The 17,489-nt window shown below is 42.8% G+C and carries 14 protein-coding genes; all 14 read left to right on the forward strand.

Annotated elements, in window-relative coordinates; translation table 11 throughout:
- A partial coding sequence (gene uppS, locus AC1DVJ_RS27440) for a polyprenyl diphosphate synthase (RefSeq protein ID WP_477595421.1) occupies positions 1-521 on the forward strand: 521 nt, incomplete at its 5' end.
- Between the two features lie 77 nt (positions 522-598).
- Positions 599-1,393, forward strand: coding sequence for a phosphatidate cytidylyltransferase (locus AC1DVJ_RS27445; RefSeq protein ID WP_477595423.1), 795 nt, complete (start codon positions 599-601; stop codon positions 1,391-1,393).
- 29 nt (positions 1,394-1,422) lie between these two features.
- A complete protein-coding gene (locus AC1DVJ_RS27450; RefSeq protein ID WP_477595425.1) occupies positions 1,423-2,568 on the forward strand; it encodes a 1-deoxy-D-xylulose-5-phosphate reductoisomerase in 1,146 nt (381 codons plus the stop codon).
- 272 nt (positions 2,569-2,840) lie between these two features.
- Positions 2,841-4,100, forward strand: coding sequence for an RIP metalloprotease RseP (gene rseP / locus AC1DVJ_RS27455; RefSeq protein WP_477595427.1), 1,260 nt, complete (start codon positions 2,841-2,843; stop codon positions 4,098-4,100).
- A 21-nt stretch (positions 4,101-4,121) separates the two neighbouring features.
- Positions 4,122-5,570, forward strand: coding sequence for a proline--tRNA ligase (proS, locus tag AC1DVJ_RS27460; RefSeq protein WP_477595429.1), 1,449 nt, complete (start codon positions 4,122-4,124; stop codon positions 5,568-5,570).
- A 64-nt stretch (positions 5,571-5,634) separates the two neighbouring features.
- Positions 5,635-9,945, forward strand: a complete 4,311-nt coding sequence (locus AC1DVJ_RS27465) for a PolC-type DNA polymerase III (protein ID WP_477595431.1) — start codon at positions 5,635-5,637, stop codon at positions 9,943-9,945.
- Positions 9,946-10,207: 262 nt separating this feature from the next.
- Positions 10,208-10,672, forward strand: a complete 465-nt coding sequence (rimP, locus tag AC1DVJ_RS27470) for a ribosome maturation factor RimP (protein ID WP_477595433.1) — start codon at positions 10,208-10,210, stop codon at positions 10,670-10,672.
- Positions 10,673-10,708: 36 nt separating this feature from the next.
- The gene (gene nusA, locus AC1DVJ_RS27475) at positions 10,709-11,806 is read left to right on the forward strand and encodes a transcription termination factor NusA (RefSeq protein WP_065853835.1); all 1,098 of its coding nucleotides are present in this window, start codon (positions 10,709-10,711) and stop codon (positions 11,804-11,806) included.
- 29 nt (positions 11,807-11,835) lie between these two features.
- Positions 11,836-12,150 carry an RNase P modulator RnpM gene (gene rnpM, locus AC1DVJ_RS27480; RefSeq protein WP_477595435.1) on the forward strand — a complete coding sequence of 105 codons (315 nt, stop codon included), beginning with the start codon at positions 11,836-11,838 and terminating at the stop codon, positions 12,148-12,150.
- On the forward strand, positions 12,140-12,469 hold the full coding sequence (locus AC1DVJ_RS27485; protein ID WP_477595437.1) for a L7Ae/L30e/S12e/Gadd45 family ribosomal protein: 330 nt from the start codon (positions 12,140-12,142) through the stop codon (positions 12,467-12,469). Before rnpM ends, AC1DVJ_RS27485 begins: the two co-directional genes overlap by 11 nt.
- On the forward strand, positions 12,459-15,383 hold the full coding sequence (gene infB, locus AC1DVJ_RS27490) for a translation initiation factor IF-2 (RefSeq protein WP_477595439.1): 2,925 nt from the start codon (positions 12,459-12,461) through the stop codon (positions 15,381-15,383). The genes AC1DVJ_RS27485 and infB overlap by 11 nt, the downstream gene beginning before the upstream one ends.
- A gap of 6 nt (positions 15,384-15,389) precedes the next feature.
- Complete coding sequence (gene rbfA, locus AC1DVJ_RS27495; RefSeq protein WP_056625044.1) at positions 15,390-15,749, forward strand: 30S ribosome-binding factor RbfA; 360 nt, start codon at positions 15,390-15,392, stop codon at positions 15,747-15,749.
- Positions 15,746-16,747 carry a DHH family phosphoesterase gene (locus AC1DVJ_RS27500; RefSeq protein ID WP_477595441.1) on the forward strand — a complete coding sequence of 334 codons (1,002 nt, stop codon included), beginning with the start codon at positions 15,746-15,748 and terminating at the stop codon, positions 16,745-16,747. Before rbfA ends, AC1DVJ_RS27500 begins: the two co-directional genes overlap by 4 nt.
- On the forward strand, positions 16,744-17,489 hold a 746-nt coding region (gene truB, locus AC1DVJ_RS27505), incomplete at its 3' end, for a tRNA pseudouridine(55) synthase TruB (RefSeq protein ID WP_477595443.1). The genes AC1DVJ_RS27500 and truB, both read left to right, overlap by 4 nt.

The raw sequence follows: 17,489 nt of genomic DNA on the forward strand, positions 1-17,489 counted from the left end.
ATTGGAAACGACCGAAGGATGAAGTAGAATTTCTGATGAAGCTTCCACAAGAGTTTTTCCCATTGGAAATTGAAGAATTAATTCAGAACAATGTGCGTATTCGCATGACCGGTTGGAAGGAAGGTTTACCTGACTATACGTTGAAAGCGATAGAAGGTGCGATCGAACGGACGAAGGATAACACGGGTCTCATTCTGAATTTTGCTTTAAATTATGGCGGACGTAAGGAAATCATTGCAGGTGTTCAGGATATGATGAAGGATCTGCAAAATGGAAACTTGAAGCAAGATGAGTTGGACGAAGAGCTTTTTTCTTCCTACATGTTAACGTCGGATTTGCCAGACCCTGATTTATTAATTCGAACGAGCGGGGAATTACGTTTAAGTAATTTTTTGCTGTGGCAATTAGCTTATTCGGAATTATGGTTCACAGACGCCTATTGGCCAGAATTTACAGAGGACTTATTTATGCAAGCCATTGCTGAATATCAACGCCGGGCGAGAAGATACGGTGGTATTTAACATCGGTTAGTGTAATCGTTTTGTCACTAAAAATGGATGGTTTAGAGATAAACGTTGTTCATCTAGGGGGATTCAACTTGAAACAAAGGATCATCACAGGCATTATTGCTGGTCTCGCATTTATTACACTTCTAGTACTCGGCGATTTGTGGTATGCAGGTTTAATTGTACTCGTTTCGGTTATTGGATACCGCGAGTATTTACAAATGAATGGGTATATGTCTTATAAGCTAACAGCTGCTTTAGGACTCATTGCACTGTTATGTTTAACGATTCCATGGGGTCTGATCGGAGTAACATTAACATTTTCGTTTACCGCGGTTATATGGCTTGCCATGTTTTCGTTGCTTTTCATCACAGTAGCCTCCAAAAACAAAATTACGATTGATCAAGTTTCGGTGATCTTACTTGGCATCGTATACATTGGAATTGGTTTTAACTACATGATTGAGGCACGATTGGCGGAAAATGGATTATTTTGGACGATTATGATATTCGTATGTATTTGGGCATCGGATGCCGGTGCATATTTTGTCGGATCCAAGCTAGGAAAACACCCACTGTGGCCTCAAATAAGCCCTAAGAAGTCTATTGAAGGCGCACTTGGCGGTGTAGTCATCGCGATGATTTTAGCATTAGGATTCGCTTGGTACTCGCCAGAACTTTTAAGTGTTGGTAATGCACTTTTACTAGGCTTTGTCATCGCGGTAGTAGGACAAGTTGGTGATTTAATTCAATCCGCTTATAAGCGTGTGAAAGGAATTAAAGACACGGGAACTTTGTTGCCAGGACATGGTGGCGTACTCGACCGGATGGATAGTTGGCTAATCGTATTTCCTTTTATTTATCTGCTCGATTTGATTCCTAACTAATTCTTATGAGCGGAGTGGAGTTGAAACTAATGAAGAAAATTGCCATCTTGGGATCGACAGGATCCATTGGGACTCAAACCTTAGATATTGTGCAACATTCGCCAGAAAAATTTCAAGTCGAAGCCATATCGGCTGGGTATAACTGCGATCTCGTCATTGAGCAAGCCAAACAGTTTCGTCCCAAGCTTGTGTCTGTTGCAACAAAGGAATTGGCGGAAGAGGTTGCAAGTCAAATTCCTTCTGGTATTCAAGTTCTCTATGGTGAAGAAGGACTGCTGGAAGTCGCAGCTTCGACAGATGCAGATTTGCTTGTTAGTGCACTAGTAGGTAGTCAAGGTTTAAGACCAACATTAGCTGCGATTGAAGCAGGCAAAGATATTGGTCTTGCGAACAAGGAGACATTAGTAAGCGCGGGTCATATTGTAACGGAAGCTGTGGCTCGGAAGGGAGTTGCCTTACTACCAATTGATAGTGAGCATTCTGCGATTTTTCAATGTTTAAATGGTGAAAAGCGTTCGCAAATTGCTCATATAACAATAACGGCGTCTGGTGGTTCCTTCCGTGATCGTACACGAGAAGAATTAGTGGGTGTAACGGTGGAGGATGCACTCAAGCATCCGAATTGGTCCATGGGGGCCAAAATTACGATTGACTCTGCTACGATGGTAAACAAAGGGCTTGAAGTAATGGAAGCACATTGGCTTTTCGGGTTGTCGTATGAAGATATTAAAGTATTACTGCATCCAGAAAGTGTCATTCATTCCTACATTGAATTTGTTGATCATAGTATTATCGCACAGCTAGGTAATCCAGATATGAGGGTGCCGATTCAATATGCGTTAACCTATCCTGACCGATACCCTACACCAACAACTAAACTTGACCTTGCCGCGATAGGCAAGCTTCATTTCCGTGAAATGGATTACGTACGGTTCCCTTGCTTGCGAATGGCATTTGAGAGTGGTAAACAAGGTGGAACAACACCAACTGTTTATAATGCTGCTAATGAGATTGCTGTGGCTCGTTTTCTAAAAGGTGACATCTCATTTTTACAAATTGAAGATATCATCGAAGCTGCGTTGGACAAACATGAGTCATATGCGAATCCTACAATCGAGATCATACACGAGCAAGATCAGTGGGCTAGGTTATTTGCTGAATCAATCCGCTTCTAAATGTTAGGAAGAGCAAAGGTCAGCTTGCATGGCTCTGCTCTTTTTTTCAATTTCAAACACCTAGGTTGGAAACTAAAGTCTAATTAATTCTCTGCGTTCGTATACTGACCTGAGCGGGCATAGCTTGTATTCAGCTGTTCAATAGTGGTAATCTAAGAACAAGAACAGCTGATCTTAAGTAGATGCTTAGAAGGTAGGTTTTTAACTGAAAGCGTCTGGTCATAGCTACATAGGATAGTTTTCTGAAGAAAACCCGAAGGAGGAAATACGACTTGTCGGCCATTGAAGTTGGGTTAAAGGTTATTTTGTTGTTTTTCGTTCTTGTTACGATTCATGAATGGGGTCACTTTTACTTTGCAAAACGTGCAGGTATTTTAGTTCGTGAATTTGCAATTGGTTTCGGTCCCAAAATTTTTTCATATAAAAAAGGGGAGACCCGGTACACGTTACGAATTTTACCAATTGGTGGATTTGTTCGTATGGCGGGAGAAGACCCTGAAATCGTCCAAGTAAATCCTGGACAGACCGTTGCTGTTAAATTAAACAAATCTAATCAAGTCACTTTCTTATATCTGGATCAGTTAGATCGTCGTTCGAATGTGATCATTGGCGTTGTGGAACATATTGATTTAGATAGAACGCTAAGTATTTCACTGGACGTAGACGGTGAGAAAGTTACCTATCCGGTTGATCCGCAGGCTATGATGGTAACTAAAGGAACGGAAACGCAAATCGCACCTTATGATCGTCAGTTCGGTTCAAAAACAGTTGGGAAACGTGCTATTGCCATCGTCATGGGACCCGTGATGAATTTTATTTTAGCTATTGTTCTGTTTTTCATTGTTGTGATCATGTCGGGTGTTTTCACCAATGTGAAGCTAGATTCAGTACTTGCTGGTAAGGCGGGTGAGAAAGCTGGATTGCACAAAGGTGACATTATCATGTCGATTGATAAGCAACCAATTGGCGATGATCGTGAGAAAATGGTATCAGCGATTCAGTCCTCAGCAGGGAAAACGATGACTTGGGTCATTGATCGTGCTGGCAATCCTCTTACACTTCAAGTTACACCTGAGATGGAAGATGGAGCCGGTAAGCTTGGCGTTGTGATTAGTGGTGATCGTAGAAGCGCTACCCTTGGTGAAGTATTCACAGGGACCTATGATTCGGTTGTTGGTACAACAATTGGTATTGTTACAGGTTTGCAAAAGCTTGTTATGCTCCAGTTTAAACTTGATGATCTTGGTGGACCGGTTCGGACTGCACAAGTTTCTGCTCAATTTGCTAAAATGGGACTTAGCTCCTTGATTGCATGGGCGGCCACTTTGAGTCTGTATCTTGGGATTTTTAATTTGCTGCCAATCCCGGCTTTAGACGGAAGTCGTCTGCTATTTATGGGATTAGAAGCATTGCGAGGTAAACCGATAGATCCGAACCGAGAAAGTATGGTTCACTTTGTTGGTTTTGCGTTGCTTATGCTGCTTATGGTAGCTGTTACGTACAATGATATTTTACGATTGATTAAGGGTTAGTCCTAATCTGTGGGAGGGTTTATGTCAAACGATAAGCAATTTGTAAAGGAAATTACACCGCAAGGAGAAGATTTCTCCCGTTGGTATATAGATGTCATCAAGAAAGCAGATTTAATGAGTTACTCACCGGTACGTGGCTGTATCGTATTTAAGCCTGATGGATATGAGATCTGGGAAAATATTCAGCGTGAGCTGGATAGCAAATTTAAAGAAACGGGACATCGCAATGCGTACTTCCMATTGTTTATTCCGGAGAGCTTTTTCCAAAAGGAAAAAGAGCACGTCGAAGGCTTTAACCCAGAACTGCCATGGGTAACTGAGGCGGGTGGAGAGAAGTTAGAAGAGCGTTTGGCTATTCGTCCAACTTCTGAAACGATGATCGGACACATGTACTCGGAGTGGATTAATTCCTATCGTGATCTTCCGTTGCTAATCAATCAATGGGCAAACGTGGTTCGTTGGGAGAAACGAACGTTACCTTTCCTTCGTACGACTGAGTTCCTATGGCAGGAAGGACATACCGCTCATGAAGATGAGCAGGATGCCCGCCGTGAAACGATGCAAATGCTTGATGTTTATCGTCAATTTGCTGAAGATTTCCTTGCCATTCCAGTTATTGTAGGTCAAAAGACACCATCTGAGAGATTTGCGGGTGCGATTGATACGTTCTCCATTGAAGCGATGATGAAAGACGGTAAAGCGGTTCAAGCAGGTACCTCCCATTACCTAGGCACCAAATTCGCAGTAGCCTTCGATATTAAATTCTTAGACCGTGAGAATCAACACCAATTTGCACATACGACATCATGGGGTGTAAGTACGCGTTTAATTGGCGCTCTTATCATGGTTCACGGGGATGATCGCGGCCTAGTTCTCCCGCCCAAAGTTGCACCTACGCAAGTCATCATGATTCCAATCGGACCTCCAAAAACACGTGAGCAAGTAATTGGACGCGTTGACGAGCTTTATGCGGAGCTAAAGAAAGCCGGCGTTCGTGTCAAAGTAGATGATCGTGCTGATCAAAGTCCAGGTTGGAAATTCAACGAGTATGAGATGCGCGGCGTTCCAATTCGTGTAGAGCTTGGTCCTCGTGACATGGAAAATGGCGTAGTTGTTCTTGTTTCTCGCGTAAGCGGAGAAAAGAAAATCGTTCAACAATCTGACTTCGTGCAAGAAGTTCAAAATTTACTTGCTGAGATTCATCAGCAGATGTATGATAAAGCGAAGCAATTCCGTGATGAGCATTATATCGCGGTAGATACGATCGATGAATTTAAGACATTCTTGGAGACGAAACGCGGATTTGCCTTGGCTGGCTGGTGTGGATCTAACGCTTGCGAATCGCAAGTGAAAGAAGAAACAGGAGCAACAAGTCGTAATATCCCGTTCACACCATCCGAGACCAAATCGACTTGTCTTGTATGCGGCGAAACTGCCGAACATACGGTTGTCTTTGGTCGAAGCTATTAATTACAATCAAGGGCATATGGAGGTCTAACTCCATTGCCCTTGGTATGTTTATAGGAGGCTGTTCATGAGTAATTTGGCTGATAAACGGAATCGCTTTGAGCTTTTGATGCAGCAAGCCGAGATTCCAGCCGATGTAGTACGGTCATATTTTGCAGAAGGCTACATTGATCAAGTAGAAATTAGTCGAAAAAACCGCGACTGGACATTCTATTTGGTTAAAAACGACCTTGTGCCTCTGAACATTTATCGTTCATTTTGTAAAATGATTCAAGAGAAATTCGCGCAAATCGCGAAAATCCGCTTTATTTGGAAGTTTGAACAGGCTGAACCAGCCACGTTAGTTGAGGAGTATTGGGGATTATTTATGGAATGGTTGCAGCGGGAAGTTCCTTCTGTGAATGGCTGGATGTCGAAAGCTAGGTTCGAGGTACAGGGGAATGCACTTTCATTAATCATGTTGGATGCAATTGGTCTTGAGCTAGCAAAGAAAAAAAATATTGATATGTTTATTCGGAATTTTTTTCATAATTTTTTTCAAACGGAATTATCCATCAAATATGCCATGAGTGATTCGACTGAAATCGTTGCAGAGTATGAGAAATTTGCGAAGCAGCGAGAGCAGGGCGAGAAATCATACACCCAAGAAATCATGATGTCCATCGACATGGAGGAAGAAGAGTCCTCTTTACCTGAGGGCGATTTGAAGCTTGTCATGGGTATTGATATAAAAGAAGTTCCAACGCCATTGAAGAATATCCAAGAAGAAGAGAAGAAGATTGCAGTTCAAGGTACTGTGTTTGGCTTGGATGTCAAGGAATTAAGAAATGGGAATACGTTATTTACTTTTAATATTACGGATTTCAGCGATTCACTAGCTATGAAGGTTTTTGCCAAGACCAAAGATGATGTGAAGATCATGAGTCTGCTTGCCAATGGCACCTGGATTCGAGCAAGAGGGAAAGTAGAATACGATCGTTTCATGCAAATTCCTGAACTTGTGATGATTCCGAATGATCTGTACGAAGTGATGGCACCTAGGGATCGCATGGATGATGCTGCTGAGAAACGTGTAGAGTTTCATTTGCACACGACGATGAGTACGATGGACGCACTGACACCTATTGATCAGTATGTGAAAATGGCGGCCAAATGGGGACATAAAGCTATCGCTGTTACAGATCATAGTAATATTCAATGTTTCCCTGATGCAGGTAAAGCAGCCAAAAAGCATGGCATTAAAGTGATTTTTGGTGTTGAAGCGAATGTCGTTAATGATTCTGTGCCCATTGTTATGAATGGTCGAGATCTCGATTTAAAACAAGCGACTTATGTTATTTTTGACGTGGAGACGACGGGGCTTTCGGTAACCAATAATCGCATTATCGAGTTAGCTGGTGTGAAAATGCAAGATGGCAAAGAAATTGATCGATTTGCTACGTTCATTAATCCGCATGAGAAGATCCCTTATAACATACAACAGTTAACGAATATCAATGATGATATGGTGAAGGATGCCCCGGATATCGAGGATGAGCTTCCTAAGTTTGTTGAATTTATTGGGGATTGCGTACTTGTTGCGCATAATGCACGATTCGATATGGGCTTTCTGCAAACGAATTTAAAGCGGATGAACCTGCCTGAGGTTTCGAATGCGGTGCTTGATACGCTGGAGCTTGCAAGATTTCTCTTCCCATCCATGAAAAATCATCGTTTAAATACACTATCAGATAAATTTAAAGTTAGTCTAGATAATCATCACCGTGCGATTGATGACTCGATTGCACTGGGATATGTGCTCTATCATTTAATTAATGAGGCTAACGATCGTCAAATTACGAGCCTTGCTAAATTAAATGATTATGTTGGAAAAGATCTATCCAATCAACGTCCTTTTCATTGCTGTGTATACGCACTAAATGCAGTCGGTAAGAAGAATTTATTCAAATTGATCTCGATGTCGCATACAACTTATCTACAGCGCGCGGCAACGATTCCCAAAAGTATATTAGTCGAGCATAGAGAAGGCCTCTTGATCACGTCAGGTTGTGAAAAAGGAGAGTTTTTCGAAGCTGTTCTTAATAAATCGATTGAAGAGGCAGAGCAGGTTTCGGAGTTTTATGACATACTCGAGATTCAGCCCGTTAGCTATAACATGCATCTCGTTGAAAAAGGTTTGGTTGGCTCTGTTGAGGATCTAGAGAACGCCGTGCGGCGTGTGTGTGAGATCGGATATAAAACAGGCAAACCGGTCATTGCAACTGGGAACGTCCATTACCTGAATCCGCGCGAGAAAGTTTGTCGTGATATTACGATCAACGGAATTACTGGGTTTAGTCCACTGAAGGCCATGAAGAAGCCAGATGCGCATTTCCGAACAACGAAGGAGATGCTGGAAGAGTTTAAGTTTTTGGGTGAAGAAAAGGCCATTGAAGTTGTCATCCGCAGTACGAATGATCTGGCAGATCGTTTTGAATCCATTGAACTTTTCCCAGACAAGCTATTTACACCAATTATTGAGGGTGCTGACGAAGAGATTCGTACGACTTGCTATGAAACCGCTAAAAGCATGTATGGTGATGAGCTTCCAGAGGTGATTATTGCTCGACTTGAGAAAGAGCTTGTTCCAATCATTAAATTCGGATTCTCTGCCAACTATTTGATTTCTGAACGTCTCGTTAAAAAGTCAAATGCGGACGGCTATCTCGTAGGTTCTCGGGGATCTGTTGGTTCATCAGTCGTTGCGATGATGTTAGGGATATCCGAGGTTAATCCGTTACCTCCGCATTATTTATGTCTTACATGTAGACACAGTGAGTGGTTCCTTGACGGTAGTGTACCGAGTGGTTACGATTTACCTAATAAAGTTTGCCCTTCCTGCGGCGGAAATTTAAAAGGGGATGGTCATGACATTCCATTCGAAACATTCCTAGGATTTAAAGGGGACAAGGTTCCCGATATCGATTTGAACTTCTCTGGTGTGTATCAACCGGTTGCCCATAATTTCACGAAGGAGATTTTCGGACCGAAGAATGTTTTCCGTGCAGGAACCATTGGTACAGTCGCTGAGAAAACGGCTTTCGGATTCGTGAAGAAGTACGAAGAAGAACAAGGTCAAAAATGGCGCGGAGCAGAAATTGCTCGATTAGCTTCAGGCTGTACAGGGGTTAAAAGAAGTACAGGACAGCATCCAGGTGGTATTGTTGTTGTTCCAGATTACATTGAGGTCGATGATATTACGCCGGTTCAATTTCCAGCAGATGATAAAAATTCGGAATGGATGACAACTCATTTTGACTATCATGCCTTCGATGCGAACTTGCTAAAGTTAGATATTCTAGGTCACGACGATCCAACGATGATGAGAATGCTTCAGGATTTAACTGGCATCGATCCAACAACTATTCCAATGAATGATGCGAAAGCCATGAGTATTTTCAATTCTACGGATGCAATTGGGGTGAGACCAGATCAGATTCGTTCCCCAGTCGCTACGTATGGTGTTCCTGAGATGGGTACCAAATTCGTTCGTCAAATGCTTCAAGAAACACAGCCTTCTTCTTTTGCCGATTTATTGCAGATTTCAGGGTTATCCCATGGAACTGGTGTTTGGTTGGGAAACGCACAAGAGTTAATCAAAAAAGGGATTTGTAACATTAAGACAGTTATTGGATGCCGGGATGATATCATGCTCTATTTGATCTATAAAGCGGGTATGGATGCAGGTCTAGCTTTCAAAATTACGGAGAGCGTTCGTAAAGGTAAGGGACTAACTGACGAATGGAAAGATGAGATGAAACGCTGTAATGTACCAGCTTGGTATATTGAATCCTGCGAACGGATTGAATACATGTTTCCAAAAGCACATGCTGCAGCTTACGTTATCTCCGCTGTTCGTACGGCCTATTTCAAGGTATATCACCCAATTGCTTACTATGCTACTTACTTTAGTGTCCGCGCGGCTGACTTTGATCTTGAACTACTATGCCAAGGGTATGAGGCGATTCTCAGACAATTAGTCGAGATTGAAGCGAAAGGTTTCCAAGCATTGCCGAAAGAGAAAGCCATGGTGTCCATTCTAGAAATGTCTTTGGAAATGACATCGCGTGGGTTTAGCTTTAAACCGATTGATATTTATCGCTCTGATGCGACTAAGTTTATCATCGATGGCAATTCCTTAATTCCACCTTTTGCAGCGATGTCAGGCATTGGCGATAATGCTGCCAAGAATATTGCAGCAGCCAAAGAAGATGGGGATTTCTTATCCATTGAGGATTTCCAGAATCGTTCCAAAGCCTCCAAGACCGTAATTGAAATGTTGAGTTCAATGGGCTGCTTCCGCGGGTTACCTGAATCTAATCAACTTTCATTGTTCTAGTAAAGTATGTTTCTGAAGCATGTTTTATCAAACAGAAGATGCTTTCGAAGCCAGTTTTCTCCGAAAAACTTTAGGCTGTCAAGTGAAAATGATTAACAAGTTTGCTATTGTAATGCAAAGAATGGTTATGGTATAATTTTTATTGGCAATAATGAGGATATCATCTTGTGATTAAAGAGTGGGGAAACCCACTCTTTACATTTTGATATAGGACTTTTCCGGTTACGACAAGGAGAAGTCAATTTAGGAGGTACACATATCTGTGGCTACACAAGAGCAAATCAAATCCATCATTGAGGACATGCTGAAGGATTTTGTTGAACAAAATGGATTTGAAATCGTTGATATTGAATATGTCAAAGAAGGCAGCAATTGGTTCCTTCGTGTCTATGCTGACAAAGAAGGCGGAATTGATATAGATGATTGCGGCCGCATCAGTGAATACTTAAGTGTTCAATTGGATGAGAAAGATCCGATTACTGATGCTTATTTCTTGGAAGTTTCTTCACCAGGGGCAGAACGTCCGCTCAAGAAAACACAAGATTATTACAAAGCCGTAAATAGTCACGTATTTGTTACCACGTATGAACCGATCGATGGTTCCAAGGAATTTGAAGGATTGTTGCAGTCCTATGATGAGGAAGTTCTCGTGATAGAGATTGGTAAAAAGAAAATCAGCATTCCGGTTGCTAAAATAGCTAGCGCACGTCTTGCTATCGTATTTTAGTCATCGTTACTTATTGAAGGGGGGGACTCAGTTCAAATGAACACGGATTTTATTGAAGCTCTGTCGGAAATTGAACGAGAGAAGGGTATCTCCAAGGAGCTACTCATTGATGCTATTGAAGCGGCGATGATTTCAAGTTATAAACGTAATTTCAACACTGCACAGAACGTACGTGTAGATATCAATCGACATACGGGTCTTATCAAGGTATACGCGCGGAAGACCGTTACAGAGGAAGTATTGGATCCAAGATTGGAGATTTCTGTTCATGCTTCGCGTGAAATTAATCCGAATTACCAATTGGAAGATATTGTTGAAATTGAAGTGACGCCTCGTGATTTTGGAAGGATTGCTGCACAAACCGCTAAACAGGTCGTAACGCAACGAATCCGCGAAGCCGAGCGTGGCTTGATTTATAATGCTTTTATTGATAAAGAAGAAGATATCGTAACAGGTATCCTACAACGTCAAGATCAACGGAATATATATGTTGACTTGGGTAAAGTAGAAGCAGTTCTTCCACTTACGGAGCTTATGCCTACGGATAAGTTCAAACAGGGCGATCGTATTAAAGCGTATATTACGAAAGTTGAGAACACGACAAAGGGTCCTCAAATTATTTTATCAAGAACACATCCAGGTTTGTTAAAGCGTCTTTTTGAGCTTGAAGTTCCTGAGATTTTTGATGGCGTAGTTGAGATCCGTTCCGTTGCGCGTGAAGCAGGCTTCCGCTCGAAGATTGCTGTTCATTCTCGTAATCCTGAAGTTGATCCTGTAGGTTCCTGTGTAGGGCCCAAAGGATTGCGTGTTCAAACGATAGTAACTGAACTTCGCGGGGAGAAAATTGATATCGTACGCTGGATGGAGAACGTGGAAGAGTACGTAGCGAATGCGCTAAGCCCTTCTAAAGTGCTTGAAGTCCAGATTCATGAAAATGAAAAAATGGCACGTGTCATTGTTCCTGATTATCAGCTTTCTTTGGCAATTGGGATTAAAGGGCAGAATGCACGACTAGCTGCCAAACTGACTGGTTGGAAAATCGACATCAAGAGCGAAACACAAGCAGAACAAGAATATGGTAGAGTGAAAACTTACTCAGAAGAGATGCATCAGGATTCGATTAGCATCGACTAAGTTTTTGTAAGGAACAAGGGGTGATCGGAATGAAGCAGAGAAAAATCCCTCTGAGAAAATGCGTTGCCTGCCAGGAAATGATGCCGAAGAGGGACTTGATCCGCGTCGTCAAAACGCCTGAGGATGACATTCTCATTGATCTCAAGGGGAAGAAGTCTGGGCGCGGTGCCTACCTGTGCGGTAAAGTTTCTTGTTTTAAATTGGCAAAGAAAAGCAAAGCCCTGGATAGAGCTCTGAAGCAGGCCGTAGGCGCAGACATTTATGAACAACTGGAACAAGATTTCATTCGTGTGGAAGATGAATTCCTTTCTTCGAAAGAGGAGGAATCGGAAGATGAATCCTAAATTTTTAAATCAATTAGGATTGGCAATGAGAGCCGGAAAGCTCGTAACGGGTGATGAAGGTGTTTTCAAAGCAATTCGTGCGGGTGATGCCAAGCTTGTTATCATGGCGGAGGACGCTTCAGCTAATACACGTAAGAAATTTCAAGATAAATGCCTATTTTATGGGGTTAAGCTCATGGAAGTCGGTACGAAGTATGAATTGGGCCGCAGCATTGGGAAAGAAATGCGTGTCACCATAGGTGTATTGGACGGAGGCTTCGCGCAGATGCTGCAGAAGAGTCAAGAAAATCCTGCGGAGGTGAAACATATTGACCAATAAACAAGATAATAAAGACAAGACTCGCGTGTACGAATACGCGAAGCAGCTCAATATGAGCAGCAAAGAAATAATTACCATTCTCAAACGATTAAATATACCTGTTAACAACCATATGAGTGTTATGGAGAATGATGCGGTTAGCAGTGTGGAAAAGTTTTTTAGAGATATTAAAGCTAATGCGGCTGCCAAACGAGCAGCTACGGACGGAGGAAATGTGAGTTCATCTACGACGAATCAGAATCCTGCATCGCAGGCTCCAGCACAAGAGAATAAAGGTGCAGTAACACCAGCGGCAAAGCCGGCAGTTACGGAACAATCAAGTAGTCAACCAACGACTACAACAACGGGTGCAGTTACTTCAGGGCAAGGTCAGTCTACACAAAACACAACAAGCCGCCCACCACAGTCACGTCCAAGTGGTCAAAGCAGCAACTACCAAGGCGGTAATCGTCCTAGTAGCCAAGGTGGACAACGTACGGGCTATCAAGGTTCCAATCCGAACGGTGGACGTCCTAGTGGTCAAGGATCCAGCCAAGGTGGACAACGTACGGGGTATCAAGGTTCTAATCCAGGTGGTCAGCGTCCTGCAGGCCAAGGATCTAGCCAAGGTGGACAACGTACAGGATATCAAGGCTCCAATCCTGGCGGTCAACGTCCAGCAGGTGGAAGCAGTGGTGGATATAACAGCAGCCGTCCAGCTAGCCAAGGCTACAGCCAAGGACAAGGTCAAGGTCAAGGTGGAGCACCACGCACAAATAATAACTATGCAGGGTCCCGTCCTAATCAAGGTGCTGGTGGTCCAGGAGCAGGAAGTGGTCAAAGCGCGAACAGCGGACGTCCACAATCCAGTCCGAACCGCAGTGCTGGCCCTAATCGTCAGACTAAGCCATTTGAGAACCGCAACAACAACCAAAGTGGAAGACCAGTTGTTCAAGAAGCGAAACCGCAATTCCATGTTGGCGCAACAGCGGCTGAGTTGGATGATGCAGCAGCAAAAGCTGGTGTGATTACGACAAAGAAATCCAAACCAACACCAAAACGGTTTGATGATAACAGATCTGGTGGTAATCGTGGTCCTGGTGGCAACAATAGAGGCAACCAACGCGGAAACAACAGAGGTCGCTACCAACAAGATATGGTTAAGAAAGAGAAAGTGGATAACACGCCTAAGAAGATCATCGTTCGTGGCAATATGACTGTTGGTGAAACAGCGAAATTGCTGCACAAAGATGCTTCTGAAGTTATTAAGAAGCTTTTGTTCCTTGGAACAATGGCAACGATCAACCAAGAACTAGATTTGGAAACCATTCAATTGATTGCGACTGAATTTGGTGTTGAAGTTGAAATCAAGATCAAAGTCGAAGAAGATAACTTCGAAACCTTCGAAGAAATCGATGACGAGGCTGATTTGCTAGAGCGTCCACCTGTTGTTACGATCATGGGTCACGTCGATCATGGTAAAACAACATTGCTTGATGCCATTCGTAAAACGAGTGTAACAGAAGGCGAAGCAGGCGGAATCACACAGCACATCGGTGCTTATCAAGTCGAAGTTAATCATAAGAAAATTACTTTCTTGGATACACCAGGTCACGAAGCGTTTACAACGATGCGTGCCCGCGGTGCTCAAGTTACGGATATTACGATTATCGTTGTTGCAGCTGATGACGGTGTAATGCCACAAACTGTAGAAGCGATTAGTCATGCTAAAGCAGCTGGCGTACCGATCATTGTAGCAGTGAACAAGATTGATAAAGAAGGCGCTAATCCTGATCAAATTAAGCAAGCTCTTACGGCGTACGAGTTAGTACCGGAAGAGTGGGGCGGCGATACAATTTTCTGCGAAATTTCCGCAAAACAACGTATTGGTCTTGAGAACCTGCTAGAAATGATCTTGCTTGTAGCAGAAGTACAAGAGTACAAAGCTAACCCTAACAAACGTGCTAGAGCGACTGTTATTGAGGCTGAATTGGATAAAGGTAGAGGCCCTGTAGCTAGAATTCTTATCCAACATGGTACTTTGAAAGTGGGAGATAGCTTCGTTGCCGGCGTTTGCTTCGGTCGTGTTCGTGCGATCGTGAACGATAAAGGTAAACGATTGAAAGAAGCGGGTCCTTCAACACCAGTTGAAATCACGGGTCTGACTGAAGTTCCACAAGCAGGGGATCCATTCTTAGCTTATGAAGATGAGCGTAAAGCGAGAGATATCGCTGATCGTCGTGCTATTGCACTTCGTCAATCAGAGATGACTGCTAATTCCCGTGTTACACTTGAAGACCTCTTTAAACATATTAAAGATGGCGAAGTGAAGGAACTTAATGTCATTATCAAAGGTGACGTTCAAGGGTCTGTTGAAGCACTGAAATCTTCGCTTGAGAAGATTGAGGTTGAGGGTGTTCGCGTTAAAATTCTTCATAATGGCGTTGGGGCAGTAACAGAATCTGATATTATTCTGGCTTCTGCATCAAATGCAATTATTATTGGATTTAATGTTCGTCCTGAGCCTGCAGCGAAAGCGACTGCAGATCAAGAGAAAGTCGATATCCGTCTGCATAACATTATTTACAACGTAATTGAAGAAATCGAGCAAGCGATGAAAGGCATGTTGGATCCAATCTTCAAAGAAGTTGTTCTTGGTCAAGCTGAAGTTCGTAATGTTTTCAAAATTACGGGTTCAGGAACAATTGCAGGTTGCTATGTAATTTCAGGTAAAATTGCCCGTAATGCGCAAACTCGCTTAGTTCGTAGCGGTATTGTCGTTCATGAAGGTAAAATTGATTCCTTGAAACGATTCAAGGATGATCAAAAAGAAGTTGCACAAGGCTACGAGTGTGGTATATCTCTTGAGCGTTATCATGATATTAAAGAGGGCGACATCATTGAAGCCTTTATCATGGAGTCCGTTGAGAGGTGATAATAAATGGCTAGAGTTCGTGTAGGCAGAGTTGGCGAACAAATTAAGAAAGAGTTAAGTCAAATCATTCAAGCAGAGCTGAAAGATCCTCGTATTGGTTTCATGACCGTTACTGGTGTCGAAGTGACGAATGATTTATCCCTGGCTCGTGTTTATCTAAGTGTAATGGGAACTGAAGAAGAGAAAGCTGCCACACTTAAGGCGCTTTCTGTTGCTTCAGGATATATTCGCTCAGAGTTAGGCAAACGAATTCGTTTGCGTAAGATTCCAGAGCTACAGTTTAAATTTGATGCTTCTATTGACTATGGTAGTCACATTGACCAGTTGTTGTATAAGCTCAATCAGGAAGGAAATACAAACGTATGAATAACGGAATGATCCATGCCACCGAATACTGTCAGCAGCTGGCAGCAGCAGCTGCATTTATCGAGCAGCATGATGATTTCCTGGTCGTGTCTCACATCCAACCAGATGGTGATGCTGCCAGTTCAACGTATGCAACAGGTTGGATTCTAAGTCAACTTGGGAAGTCATTTACTATGATCAATGAGGGCGCTATGCCCTCTAAATTTTCATATTTAGAAGGAAGTAGTCAGACCATTGATTATAGCGAACAGGCACCGAATCGTCTTTACCAAACTATCATAAGTGTTGATTGTGCTGATTTCTCCAGAATGGGTAGGATCAGCACTCTTTTTGATGAGCAAGCACAGTTACTCAATATTGACCATCATCCAACCAATGATGAATTTGGTTCGTGTCATTTAATTAAGCATGACGCCGCGGCAACTGTTCAAATATTGTTCGATTTGGCGATACATATGAAGCTGCAACCTGACATTACGTTTGGTGAATGCATTTATACCGGGTTGCTGACGGATACCGGAGGCTTTCGATACTCCAATACCACATCAGAAGTCATGAAAATCGGAGCTTCGATGTTGGAATTAGGTGTCAAGGGTGCCGAAATTGCAGAGCATGTTCTTGAACGAATGACTTATGCGCAAATAGTACTTCTTCAAAAAGCGTTATCCACACTTTCCTTTGCTTATGATCGAAAGCTGGCGTGGCTTGCTGTATCTCTTGCAGACTTAGAGTTAACGGGTGCATCGAGTGATGATTTGGATGGATTGGTCAATTATCCGCGTAATGTTGAAGGCGTCGAAGTGGGTATGCTGATTAAAGAGAAGTCAGATGGTGTTATTAAAGTAAGTCTTCGCTCCTCCGGGCTAGTTGATGTTGCTGCTATTGCTCAATCTCTAGGTGGCGGTGGGCATGTAAGGGCATCAGGATGTACAATCCATGGTACACTAGAAGAAGCCATTGCTAGAATGGTTCAGGAAGTAGGGGACAAGCTGAAATGACGCTAGAAGGCATTTTGCCTGTTTGGAAACCAGCGGGCTTTACATCACATGATGTTGTCGCCAAAGTCAGAAGAATTTTAGGTATTAAAAGAATTGGTCATACGGGTACACTTGATCCGCAAGTGACAGGTGTTCTGCCACTTTGCATTGGACGAGCAACTCGGATGGTTGAATATATTCAAGAATTACCGAAGGAATATGAAGCTGTTTTACGCATTGGGTTATCAACTGATACCGAAGATATGACGGGAACTGTGTTAGAAGAAGTGTCACATGCTTCGCTCGGGGAAGATCAAGTGCGAGAAGTACTTGAATCCTTCGTCGGGGACATCGAGCAGATTCCACCTATGTTCTCAGCTGTCAAAATAGACGGTAAACGTCTTTATGAATTGGCGAGAGAAGGTAAGGAAGTTGAACGGAAATCACGGAAAGCAACGATCTTTGAACTAGAAATTCTTGAACTCAACCTAGATCAGAAGCATCCTGAAATTCGTTTCCGAGCCATGTGCTCCAAAGGTACCTACATCAGAACATTGTGTGTAGATATCGGGAAAGCACTTGGATATCCTGCCGTTATGGTAAGTTTGATACGTACGTCGACAGGGAAGATTCGCGAAGAGCAATGTTTAACATTTGAGCAAATTGTTCAAATGAAAGAAGCGGGAACATTACAGCAACATATGATTCCTATGGACATTGCCATTTCGCATATTCCTTCAATTTCCCTCACTGAACAAGAAGC

Source organism: Paenibacillus sp. P4_A9 (assembly GCF_056402415.1).

Bases quoted from the DNA above. Each gene is read 5' to 3' on its own strand.
- AC1DVJ_RS27450 (WP_477595425.1), top strand. From the start codon at position 1,423: ATGAAGAAAATTGCCATCTTGGGATCGACAGGATCCATTGGGACTCAA.
- rbfA (WP_056625044.1), top strand. From the start codon at position 15,390: ATGGCTAGAGTTCGTGTAGGCAGAGTTGGCGAACAAATTAAGAAAGAG.
- AC1DVJ_RS27500 (WP_477595441.1), top strand. From the start codon at position 15,746: ATGAATAACGGAATGATCCATGCCACCGAATACTGTCAGCAGCTGGCA.
- rnpM (WP_477595435.1), top strand. From the start codon at position 11,836: ATGAAGCAGAGAAAAATCCCTCTGAGAAAATGCGTTGCCTGCCAGGAA.
- nusA (WP_065853835.1), top strand. From the start codon at position 10,709: ATGAACACGGATTTTATTGAAGCTCTGTCGGAAATTGAACGAGAGAAG.
- AC1DVJ_RS27465 (WP_477595431.1), top strand. From the start codon at position 5,635: ATGAGTAATTTGGCTGATAAACGGAATCGCTTTGAGCTTTTGATGCAG.
- AC1DVJ_RS27485 (WP_477595437.1), top strand. From the start codon at position 12,140: ATGAATCCTAAATTTTTAAATCAATTAGGATTGGCAATGAGAGCCGGA.